The sequence below is a fragment of the Streptomyces sp. NPDC054847 genome (assembly GCF_053610925.1).
The window spans coordinates 1-6,131 of record NZ_JBSGZJ010000427.1 but is presented as its reverse complement, the minus strand read 5'-3'; the positions used below and the strand labels follow the sequence as shown (position 1 = coordinate 6,131).

Sequence of the window (6,131 nt, the reverse complement as noted above, 5' to 3'; positions counted from 1 at the left end):
CAACTGTGAATCTCTCCACAGCTCTACGATGAATAAAACACACATGGCGAAACGGTGCAGCGACCGTGCCTCGACATCGTCGGGCGGGTCAGGCCGCGGGTCCCGTTCGCCACCCGAAGGACGTCACATGTCGCCCGGTGCGATCCGGCCGCGCCAGCCGCCGGACTCGCCGCCCTGCTTCTCGATGTAGTCCTTGAACCGCCGCATGTCTGCCTTGACGCGCCGGTCGATGGTGCCGGTGACATCGGCGACCTTCTCCGCCGGACCGGACGGTTCGATGTCCATGACCAGCTCCACCCGTGTGTGCGTGTCATCCAGACGCTCGAAGCGGACGGTGCCCTTCTGCTGTGTGTCGCCACTGACGGTCCGCCAGGCGATCCGCTCGTCGGGGAACTGGTCGACGATCTCCGTGTCGAACTCGCGACGCACGCCGCCGATCTTGGTCGTCCAGTGGTTGTGGCGGTCGTCGATCTGCCGGATCTCCTCGACACCCTCCATGAACCGGGGGAACTCCTCGAACATGGTCCACTGGTTGTACGCGGTCCGCACCGGAACCTCGACCTCGACGGCTTCCTTCACGGTGCTCATCAGTGCCTCCTTCTGTTCTGCGGCGATCCCTCTTTCAGCACGGCGCCGGGTCCGGGGCGCGCCCGGACCGCCCGTGCTGATCCCCGGGTACCCAGCTATGCCCGCTCCTCACGTCGCTCTTCTCCGCGCCCGGGCGCGCCCCCCCCGAATCGCCGCACCTGGCGGCCGCCGGAGCACGGCTCGTGGTCCCGGATCGGCGGTGTGCGGGTACGACTGCGTCTCGGCCGGGACCACGATCGGTCCCGGCCGGGACGCGGACCACGACGGGCCCCCTGGGAAGAGCTCCCGCGATGATCAGTCCCGGGCCGGCCGCCCGGTCATCGTGTCCTCCTCCCCGACGTCCCGGCGGGCGCGCCGTTGATCACGAACTGTGAGCCCGGTTCGATGAGCACATCGCCTTCGGCCGAGTTCGTGACGGTCACGTCCGTCAGCGTCGCGCTGCCACGGGCGCCGCCGTGCGCCAGGATGCCCGAGCCGTTGTTGGACCTGTCGATGAGGACGTTCTGGATCTGCACTCCCGGCACGGCGCCACCGCCCGACTTGAACTGGATTCCGTCGTACGTGGAGTCGCGGATCTCGGTGTCCCGGATGATGACGCCGGGGATGTCCTGCCCAGCCGCGAAGAGCGTGATGGCGCCGAACTCCTGCGCCTCGCCCCAGAAGGCGCCGCCCGTGCGGTGCAGCGCGTTGCCGGTGATGAGGGTCCGGCCCGAGAAGGGCAGCGGATCGTGGTCGGTCGCCAGCATGATGCCGGGGTAGTTCATCGTGTCGGAGACCAGGTTGTTCTCGATGGTGTTTCCGTAGCCGCCGTAGATCGCGATGCCGTTGGCCCGCCAGGGCAGCTGGACGGTGTTGTTGCGGAAGTGGTTGTCGTGGCCGATGTCGGTGGCGGGGTCCTTGACGTACCGGCTTGCCCACACCGCGAGGGCGTCGTCACCGGTGTTGCGGAACGAGGAGTTGAACACCGTCGAGTTGCGCGTGCCGTTGGCGAAGTTGATGCCGTCGGCGTACGTGTTCCTGATGCGCATCCCGGTGAACTCGAGACCGTCTCCCGGACCCCACAGCTCGGGGATGTTGGAGTAGTCGCGGCCGACCCAGGCACCGACGTTGGCGTGCTCGATCCACACGTGGGAGATCTTGGTGTTCTGGCCGAACCGGCCGTTGAGAGCGACACCGCCCTCGGCGTTGCCGTCCCCGCCGCGGATGGTGCCCGAGCCGAAGATCGCGATGTCGGAGATCTTGGTGTTGTCGTCGATGTCGAAGCCGAAGTTGCCCTCGTGCGGGTGGTTGATGCCGCCCGCCTCGTGGGGCGGGGTCAGCGTGTAGAGCTGGGAGTGCCACATGCCCGCGCCGCGGATGGTGACGTCTCTGATGCCGACCTGGTTGTGAGTGCCCCGGTCGAGCGGGTCGTCGGTGAGGATCTTCTGCTCCTGGCGCCACTGCCCCGCCGGGATCCACACGCAGCCGATGTCGCCCGCCTGGTCGGCGGTGACCGCACGCTGGATGGCGTCCGTGTCGTCGATGCCGTCGTTCGGCACCGCTCCGTAGGACGTGATCGAGGTGCACCCGTCCGGCCGGCTCGCCGGTGGGGCGACCTGCTCGAGGTCGATCAGGTCGATGATGTAGAAGGCCGCTGAGTCGCCCGCGTCGCGCTGGAGCCGGAACTTCGTTCCGGCCGGATAGGTCTGCGACAGCAGCGCGTGGGACTCGTCGAACAGCCGCCTGGCATCGGCCTGCGGGGTGTTGGTCAGCCCTTCGGGGCTGTCGGTGTTGCCGTACAGCCAGCTGTGCTTGGACGAGAGGGTCAGCTTCCGCACGAAGGTGTTGTCGGCGTAGAGACTGATGGTGGCTTCCGCGCCCCCGCCGCCGGGCGCGTCGGGGACGGAGTTGCGCACGACGATCGAGTTGGACGCGTTGGTGGAGGTGAACTCGACGAACTGGCCCGTGGCGTTCAGCCGGACCGACTTGCGGCCGGAGGACTCGGTGGCGAAGTTGGTGTGCCCGAACGTGCGCTTCTGGTCGGCGGTGAGCAGGGTGCCCTCGTAACGGGCGTCCTCCGCCTCGTACTCGGTGTACGGCACCGCGGCCCCGCGGCCGACGACCACGGAACGCGCGAACACGTTGTTGTTCTCGTCGGTCTCCGCGACCAGGCCCGTCGCGTCGGCGGTGGCCGTGAGCGTCGCTCCGCCGCTGGTGGCGGTCCAGCTGCCGCCGATGGGTACGTCGACCGTCCCGCCGGCGGGGACCTGGCCGGTCGTGCCCTGGAGCGTGGTGCTGCCCGCGGCCAGGCGGGTGACGGTGCCGGCGCCGACGGCGATGGTGCCGCGGTTGTGCACCGCCACGGTGAAGGTCACCGGGGCTCCGACGGCGGGGTTCACCGGGCTGGTGGTGATGGAGCGGACCTCCAGATCCGGCCCGGGACTCTGGCCGACGACCAGCGGGGAGGCGGCCGTGCGGCTGTTGTTGGTGTCGTCGGTCTCCACGATCGTGTCGGTCGGGTCGACCACGGCCGTGACGGTGTACCTGCCCATGGGGCGTCTGCCGACGTCGACCGCGACGGTGGCCGTGGCGCCCGCGGCGAGGGCGCCCACCGGGGCGCTGCCCGCGACGACGCCTTCCAGGCTGACGTCGAGTTTGGTCGCGCCGGCCGGCGCCGTACCGGCGTTGCGTACCGTCGCGTTCACGGTCACGGCGTCCCTCTCGGAGGGAGAGGCCGGTGACCACGTCAGTTCGGTGAGCGTGAGGTCGGGGTTGGGCGCTGCCGTGCCGAGGACCTGGAACTCGGCCACCTGCCCGCCGGGGGCCCCGGTGTTGCCGAAGAACTTCAGCTGCACGTCGGCGTAGCGGCCGCTGACCGGAATGGTCACCGTGTTCTGGTTGGTGGAGGGGGAGAAGCCGTAGTCGGCGCGGTCCTTCAGCGAGGTGAAGCCGGTCGCGGACTGCGCGCGGCCGAGCACCTGGATGCTCTGGGTCCGAGGACCCCATATCGGGTCGGGGTTCAGCTTGACCACGACGGCCTCGACGTCCGCGTCGGCGCCGAGCTTCACCGTCAGCGTCGAGGGATGGCCGCCGGCTTCCCAGTAGGTGGTGACACGGTCGTCGTTGGCGTTGGCGGCGACATACGACTGGGTCGTCGAGGACGCCTCGATCGGTTTGCCGCGGGCCAGATCGGCGCCGTTCACAGGTGGGTTGCCGGTGTCGCCGGCCTCCCCGTAGACCTCGATCTCGGAGAGCTGCGCGGCGTTCCAGCCGGTGTTGGCGGTGACGTGCACACGGACGTAGCGGATGTCGTCGGCGGTGACGTCGATGCCCACGGTGTTCGTATGCGACGGGCTGAACGACCGGACCGTGGACGCGGAGAGCGTGCTGAAGGAACTGCCGTCGCCGCTGCCCTGGATGCTGAGCGTCTCGGTGCGCGCCTCCCAGGTGGAGGGCAGCTTCAGCACGATCCGGTCCACGTCCGTCCTGCCGCCGAGGTCGACCTGGACCCATTGCGGGAAGCTGCCCGCAGGGCCCTCCCAGTACGAATGCTGGCTGCCGTCGGTGGTGTTGGCGGCGGGATAGGACCCGTGGGAGCCGCCTGCGATCGCGGTCCTGCCGAGGGCGAGGTTGGGGCTCGTATCGGCCGCGTGAGCCGTGCTGACGGGCAGCAGCCCGGCGGTGACCAGGCCGACTACGAGGGCGCCCGGGAGTAGTCGCCATCTGAACAGTCTGCGTCTCATGGTGTCCTCGGTTCCGTAGGAGACGGCGGGCCCCGGAGCCGGTGCAGCACTCCCGGGACGGAATTTGAGTGATTCAGTCGAATGTTTGCGCTGAGTGCGCTGACAGGTTTCTAGTGCCCGGTGCGTTTGTCAACGGCTCTTGCGTACCGGTCGCTCGAGGGTGCGAGGCTCTGTCGGCGCGCCCTGCCGCGATCCCGCCCGCAGGGGCAGTCTCCGGGCGTGCCTGCCCCGTCCTGCAACCAACTGTCAATCAATTACGGAACAAGCGCGAGATATTGCGTTCACCTGATGGTGATGATTGAGTGTGCGACGCCCGCCTCGCATCGACGGTGGGACGCCTTCCACGTTCATGCCCGAGGGGGACCATCCATGAGAAGTGCTCGGTTCCGTCGTTCACGCCGCGCCGGCGCGGTCACGCTCGTCTCCGCGCTCACGCTCACCGTGCTCGCCGCCTGCGGCACCAGCAGCAGCAGCGACAACAGCGGCGGATCCGGCAGCGGCGGCAACTCCGACCCCGCCGCTCCGCTGGACCCGAAGACGAAACTGACGCTCACGATCGACTGCATGCCGCCGGCCGCCAAGGCCGCCGAGCTCAAGCAGTGGAAGGAAGACGTCGCCGAGTTCAACAAGACGTATCCGAACATCACGATCGAGGGCCGCTCCACACCCGGGCAGTGCCTGGAACCGCCGCGCTTCACCGCCATGCTGAAGGCGAAGTCCCAGCCGGACGTCTTCTACACGTACTTCACCGATCTGCCGCAGGTGCTGGACAACGACGGCGCCGCGGACATCACCGCGTACGTCACCGACAAGACCGTCCCGCTGCTGGGGGACATCGACCCGGACGTCCTGAACTCCCTCAAGCACGAAGGCAAGCTGTACGGCCTGCCCACCAGCAACTACACGATGGGCCTGCTCATCAACCGCAAGCTCTTCCAGCAGGCGGGCCTCGACCCGGACAACCCGCCCCGTACCTGGGCCGAGGTCCGAACGGCCGCGAAGAAGATCGCCGGCCTCGGCAACGGCATCGCCGGCTTCGGCGAGTACAGCGCCGGCAACACCGGCGGCTGGCACTTCACCGCACAGATGTACAGCCTCGGTGGCGACATCGTCGACGCGAGCGGAAAGAAGGCCGCCTTCAACAACGACATCGGCAGGCAGGTCGCGGCGAACCTCCACGCCATGCGCTGGCAGGACAGGAGCATGGGACAGACCCAGCTGCTGAAGTGGGGCGACCTCCAGAAGCAGATCGCCTCCGACAAGCTCGGGATGTTCCTGGCCGCCCCCGACGACATCACCTACATGGTCCAGCAACTCGGCGCCTCGTACGAGAACTTCGGCATGGGACCGATACCCGGTGAGCGCAGCACACTTGCCGGCGGCAACAACTACATGATCAAGAACGGGATCTCCGCCGACAAGATCAAGGCCGCCGTCGCCTGGCTCAACTTCAAGAACCTCACCGTCGGCAAAGGCCAGTTCGACTGGGCGCGCAGCAAGGCGGACAAGCTGCCGGTCGGACTCCCGCAGCCCAACTTCTGGCTCGACGGGTCCAAGAGCAAGGACGACGCGGCCCGCACCCGGCACGCCACCATGCCCGTCGCCAACTTCAAGACCTTCATGGACAACCCGGTCCCGGGCAAGGCAGAACCGCCCAAGGCCCAGGAGATCTACAAGGTCCTCGACAACGTGATGTCCGGCATTCTCACCAACGAGGACGCCGACATCGACAAGCTCCTCACGACCGCGGCGTCACAGGTCGATCAGGTGCTCGCCACCGGGTGACCACTACGGGGACCGGGCCCGCCCGGCCCCGTGCAC

At 68.2% G+C, this 6,131-nt stretch carries 3 protein-coding genes; 1 reads left to right on the top strand and 2 read right to left on the bottom strand.

The features are described from left to right. Positions 1–123 precede the first annotated feature (123 nt). Positions 124–588 carry an SRPBCC family protein gene (locus tag ACWGH4_RS29185; RefSeq protein ID WP_189476751.1) on the bottom strand — a complete coding sequence of 155 codons (465 nt, stop codon included), beginning with the start codon at positions 586–588 and terminating at the stop codon, positions 124–126. 317 nt (positions 589–905) lie between these two features. Next, positions 906–4,310 (bottom strand): CARDB domain-containing protein, encoded by a 3,405-nt coding sequence (locus tag ACWGH4_RS29180; protein ID WP_453466198.1) that lies wholly within the window; start codon positions 4,308–4,310, stop codon positions 906–908. 369 nt (positions 4,311–4,679) lie between these two features. On the opposite strand from ACWGH4_RS29180, the gene ACWGH4_RS29175 reads away from it, so the two are divergent. Further along, positions 4,680–6,095 carry an extracellular solute-binding protein gene (locus ACWGH4_RS29175; RefSeq protein WP_453466196.1) on the top strand — a complete coding sequence of 472 codons (1,416 nt, stop codon included), beginning with the start codon at positions 4,680–4,682 and terminating at the stop codon, positions 6,093–6,095. Positions 6,096–6,131 lie beyond the last annotated feature (36 nt).

Bases quoted from the DNA above. Each gene is read 5' to 3' on its own strand.
- ACWGH4_RS29185 (WP_189476751.1), bottom strand. From the start codon at position 588: ATGAGCACCGTGAAGGAAGCCGTCGAGGTCGAGGTTCCGGTGCGGACC.
- ACWGH4_RS29180 (WP_453466198.1), bottom strand. From the start codon at position 4,310: ATGAGACGCAGACTGTTCAGATGGCGACTACTCCCGGGCGCCCTCGTA.
- ACWGH4_RS29175 (WP_453466196.1), top strand. From the start codon at position 4,680: ATGAGAAGTGCTCGGTTCCGTCGTTCACGCCGCGCCGGCGCGGTCACG.